The 17,194-nt window shown below is 68.5% G+C and carries 11 protein-coding genes, 1 tRNA gene and 1 pseudogene; 4 read left to right on the top strand and 9 right to left on the bottom strand.

Features of this window, described 5'->3' with window-relative positions; genetic code table 11:
* Positions 1-225 precede the first annotated feature (225 nt).
* Positions 226-1,245, bottom strand: coding sequence for a serine hydrolase domain-containing protein (locus ACVBEQ_RS16025; RefSeq protein ID WP_447154369.1), 1,020 nt, complete (start codon positions 1,243-1,245; stop codon positions 226-228).
* Between the two features lie 1,313 nt (positions 1,246-2,558).
* On the opposite strand from ACVBEQ_RS16025, the pseudogene ACVBEQ_RS16020 reads away from it, so the two are divergent.
* A pseudogene (locus ACVBEQ_RS16020) lies at positions 2,559-3,037 on the top strand (ATP-binding protein); the annotation flags it as partial.
* Positions 3,038-4,225: 1,188 nt separating this feature from the next.
* On the opposite strand, the gene ACVBEQ_RS16015 reads toward ACVBEQ_RS16020, so the two are convergent.
* The 3 genes from ACVBEQ_RS16015 to ACVBEQ_RS16005 form a co-directional block, all read right to left on the bottom strand.
* Positions 4,226-5,548 carry a tyrosine-type recombinase/integrase gene (locus ACVBEQ_RS16015; protein ID WP_447154308.1) on the bottom strand — a complete coding sequence of 441 codons (1,323 nt, stop codon included), beginning with the start codon at positions 5,546-5,548 and terminating at the stop codon, positions 4,226-4,228.
* Between the two features lie 210 nt (positions 5,549-5,758).
* Positions 5,759-5,831 (bottom strand) — tRNA-Thr (locus ACVBEQ_RS16010).
* Positions 5,832-6,066: 235 nt separating this feature from the next.
* Entirely contained in the window at positions 6,067-7,404 is a 1,338-nt protein-coding gene (locus ACVBEQ_RS16005; protein WP_447154307.1) for a L,D-transpeptidase, read from the bottom strand.
* Between the two features lie 405 nt (positions 7,405-7,809).
* On the opposite strand from ACVBEQ_RS16005, the gene ACVBEQ_RS16000 reads away from it, so the two are divergent.
* Positions 7,810-8,379 (top strand): DUF6529 family protein, encoded by a 570-nt coding sequence (locus ACVBEQ_RS16000; RefSeq protein ID WP_447154306.1) that lies wholly within the window; start codon positions 7,810-7,812, stop codon positions 8,377-8,379.
* Positions 8,380-9,214: 835 nt separating this feature from the next.
* On the top strand, positions 9,215-9,613 hold the full coding sequence (locus tag ACVBEQ_RS15995; protein ID WP_447154305.1) for a Rieske (2Fe-2S) protein: 399 nt from the start codon (positions 9,215-9,217) through the stop codon (positions 9,611-9,613).
* A 137-nt stretch (positions 9,614-9,750) separates the two neighbouring features.
* On the opposite strand, the gene ACVBEQ_RS15990 is transcribed toward ACVBEQ_RS15995, so the two are convergent.
* From ACVBEQ_RS15990 to ACVBEQ_RS15980, 3 genes are all read right to left on the bottom strand, one after another.
* On the bottom strand, positions 9,751-10,578 hold the full coding sequence (locus tag ACVBEQ_RS15990) for a PSP1 domain-containing protein (protein ID WP_447154304.1): 828 nt from the start codon (positions 10,576-10,578) through the stop codon (positions 9,751-9,753).
* 61 nt (positions 10,579-10,639) lie between these two features.
* Positions 10,640-11,911, bottom strand: coding sequence for a DNA polymerase III subunit delta' (locus ACVBEQ_RS15985; protein ID WP_447154303.1), 1,272 nt, complete (start codon positions 11,909-11,911; stop codon positions 10,640-10,642).
* Between the two features lie 7 nt (positions 11,912-11,918).
* Positions 11,919-12,767 carry a class I SAM-dependent methyltransferase gene (locus ACVBEQ_RS15980; protein ID WP_447154302.1) on the bottom strand — a complete coding sequence of 283 codons (849 nt, stop codon included), beginning with the start codon at positions 12,765-12,767 and terminating at the stop codon, positions 11,919-11,921.
* A gap of 147 nt (positions 12,768-12,914) precedes the next feature.
* Here ACVBEQ_RS15980 and ACVBEQ_RS15975 point away from each other — a divergent pair, with 147 nt between their 5' ends.
* Complete coding sequence (locus tag ACVBEQ_RS15975; RefSeq protein ID WP_447154301.1) at positions 12,915-14,177, top strand: NAD(P)/FAD-dependent oxidoreductase; 1,263 nt, start codon at positions 12,915-12,917, stop codon at positions 14,175-14,177.
* A gap of 15 nt (positions 14,178-14,192) precedes the next feature.
* Here ACVBEQ_RS15975 and ACVBEQ_RS15970 read toward each other — a convergent pair whose 3' ends face one another.
* Positions 14,193-16,367 carry a bifunctional MFS transporter/dTMP kinase gene (locus ACVBEQ_RS15970; protein WP_447154300.1) on the bottom strand — a complete coding sequence of 725 codons (2,175 nt, stop codon included), beginning with the start codon at positions 16,365-16,367 and terminating at the stop codon, positions 14,193-14,195.
* Positions 16,364-17,173, bottom strand: a complete 810-nt coding sequence (locus ACVBEQ_RS15965) for a hypothetical protein (protein ID WP_447154299.1) — start codon at positions 17,171-17,173, stop codon at positions 16,364-16,366. The genes ACVBEQ_RS15970 and ACVBEQ_RS15965 overlap by 4 nt, the downstream gene beginning before the upstream one ends.
* Between the last annotated feature and the right edge of the window lie 21 nt (positions 17,174-17,194).

The raw sequence follows: 17,194 nt of genomic DNA, 5'->3' as shown, positions 1-17,194 counted from the left end.
GAGACATAGCAGCGTCATAGAAGCATCCGTTAATGCGAAACTCCCCCAGCTGGGACTTTTTCATGGCCGTGCACAGAAGGCGTGGGGTTCGAGGTGTGCACTCCTGCGGTTGAGGTGGCGCTGGGCTGTTCGTGGAGATCGGGAAGTGGGCCGGCGATGACGAGATTTCGCGTTACGGTGCGGCGGACAGCAGCCAGTCGCGCCGAAGTAGCGGGAGCGAACCTCTTAGTAGGTGAAGGCCTTGAGGATGGCACGGATTACTGCAGTTCCAGCATCACCATTAGTTAAGATTGAGATCCCGAAGCCTGTGACCGGCGAGATCGAAAAATAGGCCCTATACCCTTGATTGATGCCTATGTGTGCCAAGAGAAGATCGCTCGCGGAGCGGTGAACCTGCAGTCCCAGACCATACGTCCCGCCCGTGCCTTTTGCAGCCTTCGCCATCAATCGAGACCTCGAACTGCCATCCGTCAAGGATAGAACGAATAGGGCAAGGTCATCTGCCGTAGAGCAAAGTCCAGCGGCTGCAGTCTCGGCGAATTTATGGGCTGGTATCAGCGAGCCGGTTTTGTCGTGTCCGCCTGCCATACCGGGGGTCGACCATGTAGCCCTCGTAGAGTAGCGGCTGCGGGTCATTCTAAGTGGCAAAAGCACGTGTTCGTGCGCTACGTCCGAAAACGGGCGACCAGTCACGGTCTCGACTGCCAGTTGACAGACTGTGTAGCCGCCACCCGAATACGACCATTGCCCGACCTCAGATACTTTGCTGACTGATTGGCCAGCGCTCGACTCGTCACCTTCGAGCGACTCTATCGTGGATGAGAAAGGCGCAGTTTGGAGGATGCCCTTATAGCCGTGTACCGACAAGCCGGCCGTATGACTTAAGAGCCTTCTAAGGCTGACCTCACTAGTAGCCCCCGGAAGAGTCCAACTTCCAAGGTAGCGAGTGACGGGGGCGTCGAGGTCCAGGTTACCGCGATCACATAATGCAAGAATGGTGGCCGCGGCGATAGGCTTTGATATTGAACCTACTTGAAATAGCGTGGACGGCGCAATAGTCAGACCGTGCTGATGTGCGAATCCAAACCCACTACTCCATAGCAATCGACCGGCATCGATTACTGCAAGGCTGAGGCCGGGCACATTCGAGTCGCGCATTGTGGTCGGCAGAGTTTCCTCGACGTGAGCTATAGCGGCCACGACGTTATCTGGCCGGACGAGTGGTGGTAAGACTGGCAGCGACATATGGGCGGCCATGTTAGTGCACTGTCTTGGGGAACACCCAGTCGGTGCCTGGCCCTACAACGCTCCGACTGTGCGTATGGGTCGTGCACAACCCGATGACGTCCCCCCTGCTGGACATGTCTCTCTGTCGGATGCCGGTGGCCGCCGGCAGGTCCAAGCGTTGGACGGCGGGGGATGAGGGACTCGTGGACGGGTAGGGCTAACTGAGGCCCGCCAGCCTTGGGAAGAGCCGGATCGTCCTGCTTGCGTGCCCCGAGAGAGTGAGTGGGAGGCGCGGGCACCGCACTCGCTGAGAGCGAGAAATCGTGGGCACTTCAAAGTCGTGGTGGAAGAAGTTGTGGACGGTGACGCCGAACGCGGCGCGGGGATGTGCCCTGATGGCGGCTCGCGCCGTGTCGGGATCGGGGTAAGGCAACTGCTCATCCGCGTCGAGCGACAGGATCCATCGCATTCGTGTGCCACCTCGAGGTACTGGTTGCGGGCGGCAGCATAGTTTCCGTCCACGGAGCGGCCACTACTTTGGCGGCGAACTTGCGAGCGATGCGGGCAATCGGCCAGGGTCGTCGCGCCATCCCGGACGATCATGCAAAAGCTGACCCGGAGCCGGTTAGAACCCCCTGGCCCACGCCCGATTGTGGGCACGCGGCTTGCCTCGAGTCGCGTTGATCGCGAGCGCTGAACGGCGCCTACTCCTGGCATCGAGCGCGGCGCTCCCCGCGAATCCGGCCGCGAACAGTCCGGATGCCGCGAGGGCGGCCGTGGACCACTTCAAACGGTTGGCCTTCAATTGAGCGCCGGCCGGCGGGCCGCCCGGCACCAAGCCCTCAGCAACCGCCGGTGCCAGGAACTTCCGCACCGTCTTCCGGTCCAGACCCAGGCTCTCGCCGATCTGCACCTGCGACCTCCCGGCTCCCAGTGCACGAACAACTCGGTCAGATCCACCACGTCGAAAGTCCTCCTGCCCATCACCGCTCCCGTCCGGGCCACCAAGCGGCCGGAGGTCAGCGTGACCCGCGAGCAGGACCCACCAACGACGGCACCGCCGTCGTCCCCATGGGGAATTACGTGACGAACCAGGGTGAGGAATTACGTGACGGACACCCGCCCCAACCTGGGGAATTACTCGACCGCTGACACCCGATTGCTACTAGCGAGGCGGCGCGTGTCACGTCCAGCGACGTTGACCCCTTCAACACCGACGATTTGACTACTGCCGCCGACTGGTGGCATTAGATGTCCGAAATCACGTTGAACTGATCGCCCAGGCCGCGCCGCGGCTCGGCGCCGCGCTGATCTCCGATTCCCTGGGCATCGCCGGCGAGTCCGTCATCCTTTACGGGCCCGTCGGAGTGGGCAAAACCCATATGGCCCAGGCCGTCGGGCACCTCGTCGCCCGCCGCGGCGGTGAAGTCCGGTTCGCCAAGACCAGCCGGGTCTTGCCCGACCTTGCCGGCGGCCACGCGGACCGCACCTGGGGCGGCAGAGTCCGCGAATACACCCGCCCCGCCGTCCTCATCCTGGACGACTTCGGGTTGCGGGAACACACCGCCGCCCAAGCAGACGACCTCTACGAACTGATCTCCGACCGGGCCGTGAACCACCGCCCGCTGATCCTGACCTCGAACCGCAGCCGATTGACTGGTATCCGCTGTTCCCGAACCCCGTCGTCGCCGAATCACTGCTCGACCGGCTCATCAACACCAGCCACCAAGTCCTCATGGACGGCCCGTCCTACCGACCCCGCAAACGGCCCGGACGCGCCGACTCGACACCAACCCCGATCGCCGGGTAGACCTAACCACGCGGGCCTACCTGGGGAATTACGTGACGAACACCCCTGGGGAATTACGTGACCGTCGACAATCGGGCAATCGCATCTATCCGTCGAAGCGACCCTAGTGGGTCAGGCCTGGGCTGTACAGTGTCCAGCGCCGCGCCACCGGACGCCGCTGGGGCGGGTTACCGCGCACCGGGGACCGGCAAAGGAACTTGGCCATCCACCTCGTGTTGGTCAATAAGACTGCGCTAGCACCCGGGCCACCCGCACTTTCGTTCAGCAGCTCACTGCCGGGGGACATAGGAAGCAGGGCAGCCCGCACCGCGACGCTCGGTAGAGCCTCAATGTTAAGCAGCAGTCTGATCGCTATCAATCGGCTCGGCCGCCTCACCCCACGTCCACCTCGATCGCGTGCATGTCCGTTGACCAGACTCGGGCGACACATCCCCGGCTCGTCAAAGGCTCAGGCCCAAGAAGCCAGTTGCCCAGCCATTCTGTTTCGTGCACCAGATTGTTGTTTATGACACATTTAGAGTCGACCACAAAAACGTTCAGTACTCTTGGCTGTTGTGTCACCGAGACAGGCGTCAGGAATGGATTAAGGCGAGTTCTTGAATTGCTGATAAGTGACGATCCTTCGTTCCAACTCGGCTACTTGGTTCTCAAGTCCTGTAGGTGACCAGTGTGGTCGAGCTTAAAAACGTCGATCAGATCGGACCGGGACACAATGGCCGGGCCAGCCACCTTAATGGCTATCGGTGCGCCTCTCCTCCCCAGGCGAACGGGGGCTGCCCAGTTCGTGCCTAAGGTCCAGCAATGGAGTAGAGCGCCGAGTCGACGCCGACATACACAGCCGTAAGATGTGCGGGGTGAGCAGCAACGACCGCACAACTAGAAGGGGCGTTGACAGACACGGGGGTCCCACCGACCGCTTTGGCTGAGGTTGCCCAGCCGGTTAGCGCCAGCCATTCGACGAACATAAAGCAATCCCTCCGTGCCGATGAAGCATACTTAACCAACCCGAACATCGTCACCCACGTGACCGGCGCGAGACACGTCAACAGAGCTGGCCCGTGATCAACACTTCTAAGCGAGTGCAGGTGCAATCGCATCCCCGGAAACCAGCGATGCAAATCTCCCGAGTGCGAGCCCACAAAATGCATTGATCGTCGGCTCCTTCGTCGACATCATGGAAGTTGACGGTCAGACGTACAGGGCCACGTCACCACTGACGGCCGAACGGCCGATGTAGTTGTCGAGCGTCGTTCGGATGCTTTTGTGGCCGGCGTAGTCGGCCACCGCGCGGATCGGCAGATGATCGGCAAGAGCCGTCACAGCCGCCCGGCGCAGACCGTGGTAGCTCAGCCACGTAAATCCTGCGGCGTCGAACTCCGCCCGCAGGGCGGCGGCCGTGTTGGAACGATCCCGCCACCCGCTGCCCATTCCCCACCTGCCGGGGTTGGCGAAGACGGGCCGTTCGTCGGTGGTCATGTCAACCACCCCACCGGCGACGGCGCGGCGCGCCAGTAGTGCGACTACCCGTCGCGGCACAGGAACCGTGCGGACACTCGCCGCAGTCTTCGGTTCGTGCCTGACGATCCCTCGCCCGGCCTCCCGGTCGACCGTCGCGGCCAGCGTGACCGAACCCGTGAGGGTCAAGCGACCGTCCGAGTCGCGTGTCCGATGGATCGAGACATCGGCCCAGCGGATGGCGCAGACCTCACCAATGCGACCGCCGATGGCCATACCCGCGAGTACCAAATCGCGGACGTCGAGCCGGACGGCCCGCTCGCTGCGGGCCACCGACCACGCAAGGGCAACCTTCTCCGCCCGAGTCAATGCGCGATCATGGTCGAGGCGTTGCTCGACGACCTGCGAGCGGTCAGTCCCTCCGCGCCCCTTCGGCGTTCGGATCGCGCCGGCATCCCGCACCGGAGACGAGTCGAGCCACCCCACGGTCACTGCGTGGCCAAACACGCGGTTCAGCAAGGCTCGGGCGGTCTTGGCCGCGCCGGTGCCCCCTTTGGCGGCACGACCGTTCACGGCGGCGGCCGCAGCAATGAGCGCCAGCGCGGTGGCCACGTCGGTTGGGCGGACGTCGGAGATGCCCATGTCCGCCAGCTCGGTGGTCCGGAGGTGGCCAAGGGCCACCCGGTAGGACGCTAGGGACGACGGCGCCAGCTCGCCGGAGCGCTCGGCGGCGCGAAGCAAGGTCTCCGCTACTGCGTCCACCTTTCGCGCCTCAGTCACGGCCCGCTGGGTCGTGTTGGCCTTGGCCCTCTCCGCGATCAGTCGGGCCTGTGCCGCCTTGCGGCAGGCCGCCACGGCTTCCTTCTCGGTCGGCCCGTGCCCGGTGATGTCGACGCGCCGGCCGGGCAGGTAGGCGCCGGTCCGTGGGTCGGTCCGGCTGTGGTCGATCAACCGCATCCGGCCGCGTGCACGCCAGCGAACGGCATCCGTGTTGTCGGGCCGGAAAAGCGTGGCGATCTCGCCCATCTCGCCCGGTGGAAGTGTCGGTCTGGCCATCTTCTACCCCGCCCATCCATGGGACCACGAATAGGCCCCGGCCCCGGCCATGGTGGTCGGAAGGTCACCCTACCGAGTTCGTGGGGTCGTATACCGGGGTTCGGCACGGGTTGATGGGGTGGTTTGTGGGGTTCCCGATGCACACGTTGAGAGACGATGATGGCCCCATCTGCGTTTCCGCTGGTGGGGCCATCGTTACATACGTCCTCGAGCCGCTGTGGGGAATCGAACCCCAGACCTTCTCATTACGAGTGAGACGCTCTGCCGACTGAGCTACAGCGGCGGCGGTGAAGAGTCTAACTGCTCCGCCACGGCCGGCTGGACACTCCGCTGACAATCACTGTCCTGCGCACGGCGAACGGCCGTTCCCGCCGGGCATCGAAGGGCCGACACGGGCTCCCGGGGGTTGTCGTCTGCCCAGTGTCGCGTCAGCAGGGAAATCGGTTGCCCCAGCGCCCGTTTTCCCTGCTGAGGCGGCAGTGGGCGGCCCCAGGAGGTACGGGCCGGGGCTCCCAGCGTCAGCGACCGGCGGCGGAGCCAGCGGCGGACATCGTCAGCCACTCGCTCCACGGGATCGCCCAGTCGTAGAAGTCGCCGTCGGCCTCGGACAGCTCGACGCTCGTGCCCGTCACCTCCACCGGGTCGCCGTAGATCGCGCTCCCGAAGTACGCCTCGGCGCTCTCCGCAGACAGGTTGATACAGCCATGGCTGACGTTGACCACGCCCTGATCGTCGACCGTGTCCTGGTTCTGGTGGATGAACTCGCCGTTGTTGCTGATCCGCACGGCCCAGTACTCGGTGATGTTCCGGTAGCCGTAGGCCGGGTTGCTCATCTTGGTGACTTCCTGCTTGTCCATCACCACGTGCACGCCGGACCGGGTGACCCGGTTCGGGTCGCCGATGTCGTCGCCGCTGCCGTAGGACGCGGGGTAGGTGGCGACGGTCTTGCCGTTCTGCTGCACGACGATGTTGTGCGCGTTCGCGTCGGCCTTGACGACCTGGTTGCGGCCGATGGTGAAGTCACTGGTCGCGTTGTCGCCGCCGTAGTACCCGCCGCCGAAGTCCAGGCCGTAGATGTCGGATTCCACGTGCACCTTGGTGCCGGCCGGCCAGTACTTCTTCGGCCGCCAGTCCAGGGACGGCCACACGTCACCGTCGTGGGTGATCCAGGCCCACGCGCCCTCGACCTTCGGCGTGGTGGTGATGGTGATGTGCTTCTCGATGGCGGCACGGTCGGCCGGGTCGTAGCCGAGCCGGACGATGACCGGCGCCGCGACCCCGACCACCGCGTCGTCGCCCGGGGAGATGGAGGTGGTGATCTCGTCGACGGGTGTCACCGTCGTGTAGGCCCCGCTGATCGGGACCGTCTTGCCGTCGGTGCCCGTGGCGACGCCGGAGACGGTGTAGGTCCGGCCGTACCCCAGCGGCTCGCCGAGCGTCCAGGAATGCTTGTCCTTGGACAGGGTGCCCTGCACTTCGTTGCCCTCGGGGTTGGTGACGGTGAGATCGGTGATGGCGCCCTGGCTGACGGAGATCGTCACGGGTGCGGTCGGTGAAATCTCATCGGCGCCGAAGGCCGGGCTTGCGGCGACCTTCGCCACGGGTGGAGGCGGCGCTGTCGTGGTGGCGACCGTGGTGGAGGGAGCCGGCGTCGCGCCGTCGGTCGACGGACCCGCCGGCACGGTCACGCTTCCCGAGCCCGCCGGCGGAACTGCTGCCGCACCGGCCGGGCTGACCCCGGTGGACTGCACGTCGGCGAGTCCACCGGTGGAGCCGGAACAGGCGGCAGTGAGGGCCAGCACACCGACGATCAAGCCGGCGATGAGCCGCGAGCGGCCGGATCGGTGCAACGGCATGCTGTCCTCCGAAATCACATCCGGTCGTCTGGCGGGCGTGGCCCCCGCGGTACCGATGCCGGATGCTGCTGTTGTCGCAGGATGCGACGTGTTGTTGGGACGCACAGAACGTCGGCGCGTTGACAACCGCGATCATGATTCCGCGCTCCGCGGTCGTTCCACCGCATTGTTGCGGCGTTTTGCCCGGCGGACCCGGACGACTGGCACCCACCCCAACCGACGTCATGCAGACGTCGTGCCGTCCCGTCACAGAGCGTACTTCAGCACTCACGCCACGACCGCATCGCCGACAGAACCCGGGCGCGTCCCCGCAGAAAAGCAGCAGCGCACATCACGCCGAAATGGGACGATCAGCATGCGACGTCGCCAACCGGCAGGCTCGCCACTTCCCCTCGCGGAGGTCATATGGCCACCACCGGACCTCCGGAGGTGCGGCAGGAGCCCCGCTGGGGGCTGGCCGCGGCAGCCGGGCTGGGCATCGTGGTCGCAGCTGTGCTGGCCGCCTACTCGAGGGTGCACCCCGGCAACGGCGCGGCCATCTGGACCTTCGGGTTCTCTGCGCTGCTGGCGATGAAGACGTGGTTCGCCACCGCCGCCCTGGTTTTCGTCCTCGTGCAGATCGGTTCGGCGCTGGCCATGTGGGGCCGACTCCCGGGAGTCACCGGCTCGCCGGCCTGGGCATCGCCGGTACACCGGTGGTCGGGAGTCGTCGCCTTCGTGCTGACACTGCCCGTCGCATTCCAATGCGTCTGGTCGCTCGGCTTCTCCGACGCGTCCGGTCGAGCACTGGTGCACACGATCGCCGGATGCCTGTTCTACGGAGTCTTCGCCGCCAAGATGCTCGCGCTGCGGATGCGCGGGCTCCCCGGCTGGGCACTTCCCGTGCTGGGCGGACTGCTCGCCGGGCTGCTCGTCGTCGTCTGGTTCAGCTCCGGGTTCTGGTACTTCACCCAGTCAGGGGTGCCGCTGTGGTGACTGCCCTCTCGCACCCCACGGCAGCCCGCTGGATCGTGGTTCCCGACGATGCCGGAGGCATGCCGTGACGTCCCCCGCCGAGCAGGCCGGTCCGCCGCCCGACGGCCGGACCGAGCAGATCCGATCCCCGTACGCCGATCGACCCGCGGAGGCCGCGCAGCCCGGCGCAGCCGCGCCCGGCGCCCCGTCTGCGGTCCCGCCGGCTCCACCCCCTGCCGGACGGGAGCCGGCTGACGGGCCGGAGACCGTCATCGAGCCACCCGATTGGCAACCCCCGCCGCCGCCTGTCGTGCCGCCGGTGTGGCAACCTCCGCCGGGTATGCAGCCTCCACCACCGGGATGGCAGGCACCCGCATCCGGCGGGCAGCGTCCGCCACCGGGTTGGCGGCCGCCTCCCGCCATGCAGCCGCCTCCCGCCATGCAGCCGCCTCAAGGTACGCAGCCGCCTCAAGGTGCGCGGCCGCCTCAAGGTGCGCAGCCGCAGAACTGGCAGGGACCCGCCGGCCCACAGCAAGGGCCGCCGACGTGGCAATCACCGCCGCAGAACCAGCCACCCCCGGGCTGGCAGCAGCCGCCACCCTGGCCACAGCAGCAAGGGGCACCGCCAAACCAGCAAGCGCCCTATCAACCGCCGCCGTACCAACAAACGCCGAACCAACAAGCGCCGAACCAACAAACGCCCTACCAGCAATCGCCCTATCAACCGCCGCCGAACCATCAAGCCCGGTACCAACAGCCCGCCCCGCAGCCGTCGGCCCAGTCACCGGCTGCCGAGTCCCCCGCGACGGCGGGCGACGCCCAGGCCTCCCGGCGCGCCCTGCTGGCCGGCACCGGGGTGGCCGTCGTCGCGGGCGCCGCCGGGGTCGGGTGGTACCTGACGGCCGGACCGACTCCCCGGGCGACGGCGCCGGTTGCGGGGTACGCCCCGCCGCCCCCGCCGGGGACTCAGACGGCCCTGACGCCGGTCGACGCGATCCCGGACGGCGGCGGAGTTGTCCTCACCGACCAGTCGATCGTCGTGACCAGGGAGGGCGCCGACACCGTGCGGGCCTTCTCGGCGGTCTGCACGCATCAGGGATGCCTGGTCTCCGGCGTCAGCGGCGGGAAGATCACCTGCCCCTGCCACGGGAGCACCTTCGACGCCGCCACCGGCGCGGTCCTCGGGGGACCCGCCCCGTCGCCGTTGCCGGCGGTCCCGGTCAAGGTCACCGACGGTCAGGTCTACCGGGCATGAGGAGACAGCGATGAAGAGGCAGCGATGAAGCATCTACCGACCTGGATCTGGATCGCGGCGGCGGCATTCGCGGGCGGAGCACTGCTCGCGTCGCTGTTCTGACACCGACCAACGGAAGCGAGCCGACCGAGAGCGGTTCAACGGTCCGGGTGGTGTTCCTCGTACGCCTTGCGTGACCCGCACACCGAGGCCTTGGGACACACCTGACGGGAGCCGTCCGCCGCCAGCTTGATCACCACGGATTCGCCCGGCACGGAATGGCCGACGACGCGACCGGGGCCGGCCGGCGAATCGACGTCCTCGCCGATCGCCGGTGTCGTCGCCTTGAAGTCCTGGTACAGCGGGTGCTCGTACTTCAGGCAGCACATCAAACGGCCGCAGGCGCCCGAGATCCGCATCGGGTTGGCCGGCAGCTCCTGGTCGCGGGCCATCGCCAGGGTGATCGGCTCGTAGTCCTTGAGGAACGTCGAGCAGCAGGTGTCCCGGCCGCAAGAGCCGATCGCCCCGGTCACCCGGACGGCATCCCGGGCCGCCAGCTGACGCAGCTCGATGCGGGTGCCCAGCGTCGCCGACAGGTCACGCAGCAGCGAGCGGAAGTCGACGGTCTCCGGCGACGAGTAGTAGATGACCGTCTTACCGGCGTCTGCCTGCGGATCGACGGCGAGCACCTTCATCGGCAGACCGTGTTCGCGGATCAGCTTGCGGCTGGCGACCATGGTGCGTGCCTTGGCCCGGCGCAGTTGCTCGGTGGCTGCCAGGTCGCGTTCGCCGGCCATGCCGAGCAGCACCGGAAAGCCGTCGGTGTCTTCGGGTGAGTACTCCGACGCCCACATGACCTTGGCGGCCACAGCACCGTGATCGGTGGGGAGCAGCACCATGTCGCCCACCTCGGGGCGGAGGTCGCCGGGGTTGGCGTAGTGCAGCTGGCCGTTGGCCGAGAACGTCACGGCACACAACATCCCCATGGACCGTCACCGTACGCGGTCGATGACCTGCCGCAATGCCGTTGCCCGCCCGACGGCCGGGTCAGGCGTTCACCGGCCCGGCGAACAGCGCCATCATCATCGACTCCACGGCGATCTGCGGCTTGACGTTCGCCTCGATCGCCTCCCGGCAGGCGAGCACGGCGTCGAGCCGTTGCAGGGCGCCGACCGACCCGAGACGTGATGCCGCCACGTCGATGTCCGCGGCGACGTCCGGGTTCATCAACGTAGCGGTCGACCCCAAACTGCGCGCGATGACGTCGCGGTAGAACCCGGACAGATCGATCAGCGCCCGATCCAGCACGTCACGCTCGGTCCGGGTGGCCCGCGACTTCTGCCGCCGCTCCATCTCCTTGACGACGCCGGCCGTTCCGCGGGCCGCCCCCACGGCACCCTTGCCCGTCCCGCCCGCGCCGAGCGCCGTCTTGAGCTCCTCGAGCTCGACGGCGTCCCGCCGCTCCGACATCGAGCTGGCCTCCCCCTTCGCCGCCGCCAGCAGGTCGCCCGCCTCGGCGAACACGTCCGCGATGGTGCGCAGCGCGCCCGGGACGGCCAGGATCCGGCGCCGCTGTTCGCGGGCCTCCTCGTCGGTCGCCAGCCGTCGTGCCCGGCCGACATGACCGGCCGATACCGACGCCGCCCATTCCGCGCTCGCCGGCTCGATGTGATCGCGGCGGACCAGCACCTCCGCGATGGAATCGGCGGACGGCGTCCGCAATGCGAGCACCCGGCACCGCGACCGGATGGTGACGGACACGTCGTCGGGGTGAGTCGACGGGGCGCAGAGCAGGAAGACGGTGTGCGGGGGCGGCTCCTCGACGGCTTTCAGCAGCGCGTTGGAGGCGCCCTCGGTCAACCGGTCTGCGTCCTCGATCAGCACGATCTGGAACCGGCCGCTGGCCGGCCGGCGGGCGGCCAGCTGGACCACCGCGCGCATCTCTTTGACCGAGATCGTCAGGCCCTCGGGCGTGACCGTGCGGACGTCGCCGTGGGTGGCGGCCAGCACGGTGCGGCAGTGCGAGCACTGCCCGCAGCCGCTGTACTCGCACTCCAGAGCGGCGGCGAACGCCCGTGCCGCGACCGATCGACCCGACCCCGGGGGGCCGGTGAAGAGCCAGGCGTGCGTCATGGCGGCAGAGGGGACGCCGGGTTCGCCGCGGGACGCCGCGACGGCCAGGGTGAGCACGTCGATGGCCGCCTGCTGGCCGATCACGTCGTCGAAAACGGCGGCGTGCGGCCGATCCAGCACGTTCGACAGTGCGTCGCCTGGCCGACCGTGAGCGGTATCGGAAGCGTTCGTCGCAACGGTGTTCATGACCACATCACTCCCCCGGCTCCGCGGCCGCATGCCCCAGCGCGAACAAGGAGTCGGTCCGTCCCGCGTTGGGCCGCCGCAGCGGGGAGGTGACGACCGTGCTGATCTCCAACCCTGCGCGGGCGGCCAGCAGCCGGAGCGTTGCCGGCGACAGGTGCCAGATGTGCTGCTCCGGCTTCAGCGTCCACCACCGGGAACGGGTGACCCGGGCCGGCAGCGACGCCACGTTGGGCACCGACAGCGCGAAGATCCCGCCCGGAGCGAGCCGGGCACGGACCTCGCCGAGGAACTCGAGCGGGTCGGGAACGTGTTCGAGGGTGTCCCAGAAGCAGATGACGTCCGCGACGGCCCGCGGCGAGTCGGCGAGTTGTCCCTGGAACACGTCCAACCCGTACTGCGCGACGGCGTGCTGGGTCCCGGGGCGGGACAGCTCGACACCGCTGACCCGGTAGCCGGTGCCGCGGGCGGCGTCGAGAAAGAGCCCGTAGCCGCTGCCGATCTCCAGCAGCCGCGCCGGTGCGGGCGTAAGCCGGCTGATGGCCCTGAGCCGCCCCGCCATCCACGTCCGCTGCAGCACCATCGCCGGCGACCACCGCGACTGCGCCCCGTAGACACCGCCCTCGAAGTAGGCGGGCTCGTCGTACAGCCGCTGCAGCGCCTGTGAGGTCAGCCGGGGGGAGACGAACACCAGCCCGCATTCGGGACACCGGACGACACCGAACGGATCGCGCCGGTACAACGGTGACCCCGCGACGCCGCACATCGCGCAGCTGACCGGCTCGGTGTCGGCGGCCGTCCACACCGGCGGACCGGCCGTGGGCGCGGGCGGGCCCGACGCCGCTGCTGCTGCACTCATGCCCCCACCCCTCCCTGTTCGCCATCCCTGATCGCCGGTCCGGGCCACGGTAACCGAACCCTCCGACAGCGTGTTCGACACTCTGTCCGACGCTCGGGCGGGGCCCTGGCGTTGTCCACACGACCGGCGGCAGGGGACGCTGTCCTCATGAGCGAACAGACCTACGTCATCGTCGGTGCGTCACTGGCCGGTGCAAAGGCGGCCGAGACGCTCCGCGAAGAGGGCTTCGACGGCCGCATCGTGCTGATCGGTGAAGAGACCGAGCCGCCCTACGAGCGCCCGCCGCTGTCCAAGGGCTACCTGCTCGGCGCCGAACCGCGCGAGAAGGCGTTCCTGCACGAACCCGGCTGGTACGCCGAGCACAGCATCGAGTGGCGGCCCGGGACCACGGCCGTCGCCCTCGACCTGGCCGCCCGCACGGTCACCGTCGAGCCCACCGACACCGTGGCCTACGACAAGCTGCTGCTCGCAACGGGTTCCAGGGTCCGCAGACTGACCACCCCGGGCGCGGACCTGGCCGGTGTGCGGTACCTCCGCACGGTCGAACAGGCCGACGCCCTGGTCGCCGCTTTCGACACCGCGACCCATGTGGTGGTCGTCGGGGCCGGCTGGATCGGCCTCGAGACCGCCGCCGCGGCCGCCCAGCGCGGGTGCGAGGTGACGGTGGTCGAACGGGGCACGCTCCCGCTGCAGCGGGTCCTCGGAGACGAGGTGGCGACCGTCTACCGCGACCTGCACGCTGCCCACGGGGTGAACTTCCGGTTCGGCGCCGGCGTGCGGGAGATCGTCGGGACCGACGGTGCGGTGACCGGCGTCGTGCTCGACGACGGCTGGGAGGTCGTCGCCGATCTGGTGATCGCCGGCATCGGGATCACGCCCGCCGTCGAACTGGCGGAAGCGGCCGGTCTCGAGGTGGACAACGGTGTCGTCACCGACGCACTGCTGCGCACCAGCGACCCCGCGGTCTACGCGTGCGGTGACGTCGCCTCGATCGACAACCCGCTGCTGGGCCGGCGGATCAGGGTCGAGCACTGGGCGAACGCGCTCAACGGCGGCCCGGCCGCCGCCCGGTCGATGCTCGGCAGCGACACGCCGTACGCACCGTTGCCGTACTTCTTCTCCGACCAGTACGACCTCGGCATGGAATACACCGGCTGGGTCGAACCGGGCGGGTACGACCAGGTGGTGTTCCGCGGAAACCCGGCAGTCGACCCCGACCCGGACTGCGCGGCACCGGAATTCGTCGCGTTCTGGGTGCGCGACGGCCGGGTGCTGGCGGGCATGAACGCGAACGTCTGGGACGTCACCGAGTCGATCGCCGACCTTGTTCGGGCCGGGCTGGCCGGTCGAACCGTGGACCTGGTGGCGCTCGCGGACCCGGAGCACCCGCTCGACGAGCTCCTTCGCTGAGCCGCCCGGGGATCGTCAGCCCGTGGGCTGCGGCTCGGCCAATGACGGCGTCCGCTGCCGGATCACCGAGCTGATCCGCTCGGCGACCTCCGGATTGATCCGGCCGCCCTCCTCGGACAGCGGCCGGACGATCAGGTAGCGCTCCGGGGCGTACGACGCCCGGTCGCGGTAGCCCTGCACGGGGTCGACGAGTTCCTCGTCGGGATCACCTGCCTTTGTCTCGACGGCCCCGTCGGCCGCCGGGGTCGCGTCGTCCATCGCGGCCTCGGCCGCCTCCATGGCGCCCAGCGCAACCGCGGCCTCGACGGCGTCGCCGGGTGCACCGCCGACCCCGCCCATCTCCAGCTCGGCGGCCTCGTTCCGGTCTTCGGTCGCCTTCTCCGACGTCCGGTCGGCGACGAGCTTCGCCGGCCCGTCGACCAGCACCGTCAGGTCGGGCTTGAGCCCGTTCACCGCCCACTGCGCGACCCTGGCCAGCCGCTGTTCCTCGACGCCCACGGCCCGGTGGGCGACGATCGTCGCGTCGATGAATCCCTCGGAGACCACGACGGCGCCGTTCTCCAACGCGGGCAACACCCGCCGAATGGTGAGGTCGGCGAGGTCCGCGGAGGCGCGGAGTGCCTCCGCCAGGCTCTCCGGCGCGGCCTCGGTGTGCACCGGCGGCTGCGGCGCCTTGACCCGGACGGTCAGCCAACCGTTGCTGCGCAGGTGTTCCCCGACGGTGTCCGCATACTCGCCGACGGCCAGCGGGTCGGCGCCCTCGACGGCGATCAGTACCCCGGCGTGGTCGTCACGCTCGTCCCAGATGTTGACCCCGCGCCTGCCGAAGATCCGCCGGGTGAGGCCCGAGGTCAATCCGCCGATGCTGCGGCCGATCAGCAGGCTGACCCCGAAGGCGATCAGGCCGCCGACGGCGAGCACCACGGCCGGGCCGGTGACGTCGAACCGGAAGTCGCCGAGGGTCACCTGGTACGAGCCGATCGCACCTGCCAGGATCGGCCCGGCCGCGATGGTCGCCAGCAGCACGATCCGCACCGAAGACATGACGAACGCGAACACCCGGCCACGGAGCTGGTCGGACACCTCGTGGCCGATCATGGTGAAACCGTTGATCCAGGCGATGCCGGCGAAGATGCCCATCACGGCCGCGGTGATGGCGGCCCCGAGGAAGTCCTGCAGCACGGCCATCACGATCAGCGAGATGCCGGCGAACCCGATGGCCGGCGTGAAGATCATCCGTCGCGGGACGTTCGGGAAGACTTTGGGTCCGATCAGCATGCCGAACGCCAGGCCGGTGAACACGGAGCCGAACAGGATGCCGTAGCCGGCGTTGCCGGCCCCCAGCGTGGCGACGTAGGCCTGGGCGACACCGGCCACCAGCCCACCGGCGCCGAACGCGCCGAGGATGCCGATGTAGATGGAACGCATCAGCTTGTTCTGGCGGACGAAGGAGACGCCCTCGACGATCAGCGAGAAGATGTTCCTGGTGGTGCTGCGGTCACCGACGAAGGCGGGAATCAGCCGGCGTGACGCGAACACCATGCCGGCCGAGAAGAAGTAGGTCAGGGCGTCGATGCCGAGCGCGATATTGATCGCCAGGGTGTTGGTGGAGCCGCTGATCAACGCCGATCCGCCATCGCCCGCGACGTCCGGGACGCCGAAGAAGGACGCGACCGTCGACAGCAGCACGAAGATCACCGCCGCGACCGGGACCATGCCGTAGACGGAGACGTAGTTGAGCTGGTTCGCCACGGCGAGCCGCTCCCGCGGCACGATGTTGACCCACATCGCCTGCTTGGCCGGGGTGGAGAACAGCCCGATCGCCTCGACCAGGAACTGCGCGACCAGCAGCCACAACAGGTTGCCGCTGATCAGGATCGACACGTACAGCAGGCCCGCCAACGAATCGCCGACGACGGCCACCACGCGGCGGTCGAAGCGGTCGACCAGCGCCCCGGCGACCGGGGCGAGCAGCAGATCGGGCAGCAACCTCGTGAGCAGGACGCCGGACACGGCGGCGCCCTGGGCCAGGTTCGACGAGTCCTTCGTCAGGTACGCGGCCAGCGCGGTGGTCGCGAGCAGGCCGAGCCAGTCGCCGAGGCTGGAGATGGCGATCGCCGACCACAAACGCCGGAAGACGGGGATGCGGAGCAGCACACCGACGGAATTGGGTTCGCGCTTCCGGTTCACCGGTTGAACAGCTCGTTGAACAGGTCGATCGCCTTCTGCCCCAGCCCGGACGCGAAGACGATGACGACGAGGAACACCAGCACGGCCCAAACGCTCGAGCCCTTGCGCGGGGCGGCGCTGCTCGTCCGCCGGCGCTCTTGCGCCTGGTCGCGCGCGGTATTGCGGACCTGGCCGCGTGGCGAATACTGCGAGGCCATCGGCGCCGCCGGCGCGACGGCCGAGGGTGCGGTAGACCCCATCGACTGCGGGTGGGTCGCCTGGTAGGACAGCCGGTCCAACTGCTCCGACTGGCCCGACCGCAGATTGCGGAACATCGCGCTGACGTCCGACGCGGTCATCGCGCGACCCTGTGCCGCCGGCGGGTTCGCCGGCCGCGACTGGGTGGGCCGGGTCGGGGAGGCGGGACCGGCCCGGCCTGGAGCCGGCCGCTGCGGCTGCTGAGGGCGTGCGGGCTGAGTGCGAGCGGCCCGTTGGCGTGCGGGCTGATTCCGCCCGGCTTGCGGCTGGGCGGGTCGGCCGCCGGACGGTCGGCCCGCCGTCGCTGCCCGAACCGTGGTCCGCGCGGCGGGCCCGGCGACCGGGATGGCCCGAACTCCGGACGACGCTTCGAGCTGCTGCGGCGACGGGGGCAGCACCGGCACCAGGTCGACCGGCATGGGTGCTGACAGGGCATCGGGATAGACGTCGAGGACGGGCATCAGCACGGACGGATCCCCGGTGCCGTCGGCCCCACTGAGCGCGTCGGAGAACCGCTGATCCGCCCCGCCCGTGTGCACTGCGCCCGTGGCGTCGAATGCCGCCGTCATGCCTGCATCGTAGGCGTGCCG

The organism is Nakamurella sp. GG22 (assembly GCF_052976845.2).
Note: the sequence above shows the minus strand (reverse complement) of the source record. Positions and strands in the feature narration are given on the sequence as shown.

What these genes read in the sequence shown, in the direction of transcription:
- ACVBEQ_RS15975 (WP_447154301.1), top strand. Translation starts at nt 12,915, where the DNA reads ATGAGCGAACAGACCTACGTCATCGTCGGTGCGTCACTGGCCGGTGCA.
- ACVBEQ_RS15980 (WP_447154302.1), bottom strand. Translation starts at nt 12,767, where the DNA reads ATGAGTGCAGCAGCAGCGGCGTCGGGCCCGCCCGCGCCCACGGCCGGT.
- ACVBEQ_RS15985 (WP_447154303.1), bottom strand. Translation starts at nt 11,911, where the DNA reads ATGAACACCGTTGCGACGAACGCTTCCGATACCGCTCACGGTCGGCCA.
- ACVBEQ_RS16005 (WP_447154307.1), bottom strand. Translation starts at nt 7,404, where the DNA reads ATGCCGTTGCACCGATCCGGCCGCTCGCGGCTCATCGCCGGCTTGATC.
- ACVBEQ_RS16025 (WP_447154369.1), bottom strand. Translation starts at nt 1,245, where the DNA reads ATGTCGCTGCCAGTCTTACCACCACTCGTCCGGCCAGATAACGTCGTG.
- ACVBEQ_RS16000 (WP_447154306.1), top strand. Translation starts at nt 7,810, where the DNA reads ATGGCCACCACCGGACCTCCGGAGGTGCGGCAGGAGCCCCGCTGGGGG.
- ACVBEQ_RS15990 (WP_447154304.1), bottom strand. Translation starts at nt 10,578, where the DNA reads ATGGGGATGTTGTGTGCCGTGACGTTCTCGGCCAACGGCCAGCTGCAC.
- ACVBEQ_RS16015 (WP_447154308.1), bottom strand. Translation starts at nt 5,548, where the DNA reads ATGGCCAGACCGACACTTCCACCGGGCGAGATGGGCGAGATCGCCACG.
- ACVBEQ_RS15965 (WP_447154299.1), bottom strand. Translation starts at nt 17,173, where the DNA reads ATGACGGCGGCATTCGACGCCACGGGCGCAGTGCACACGGGCGGGGCG.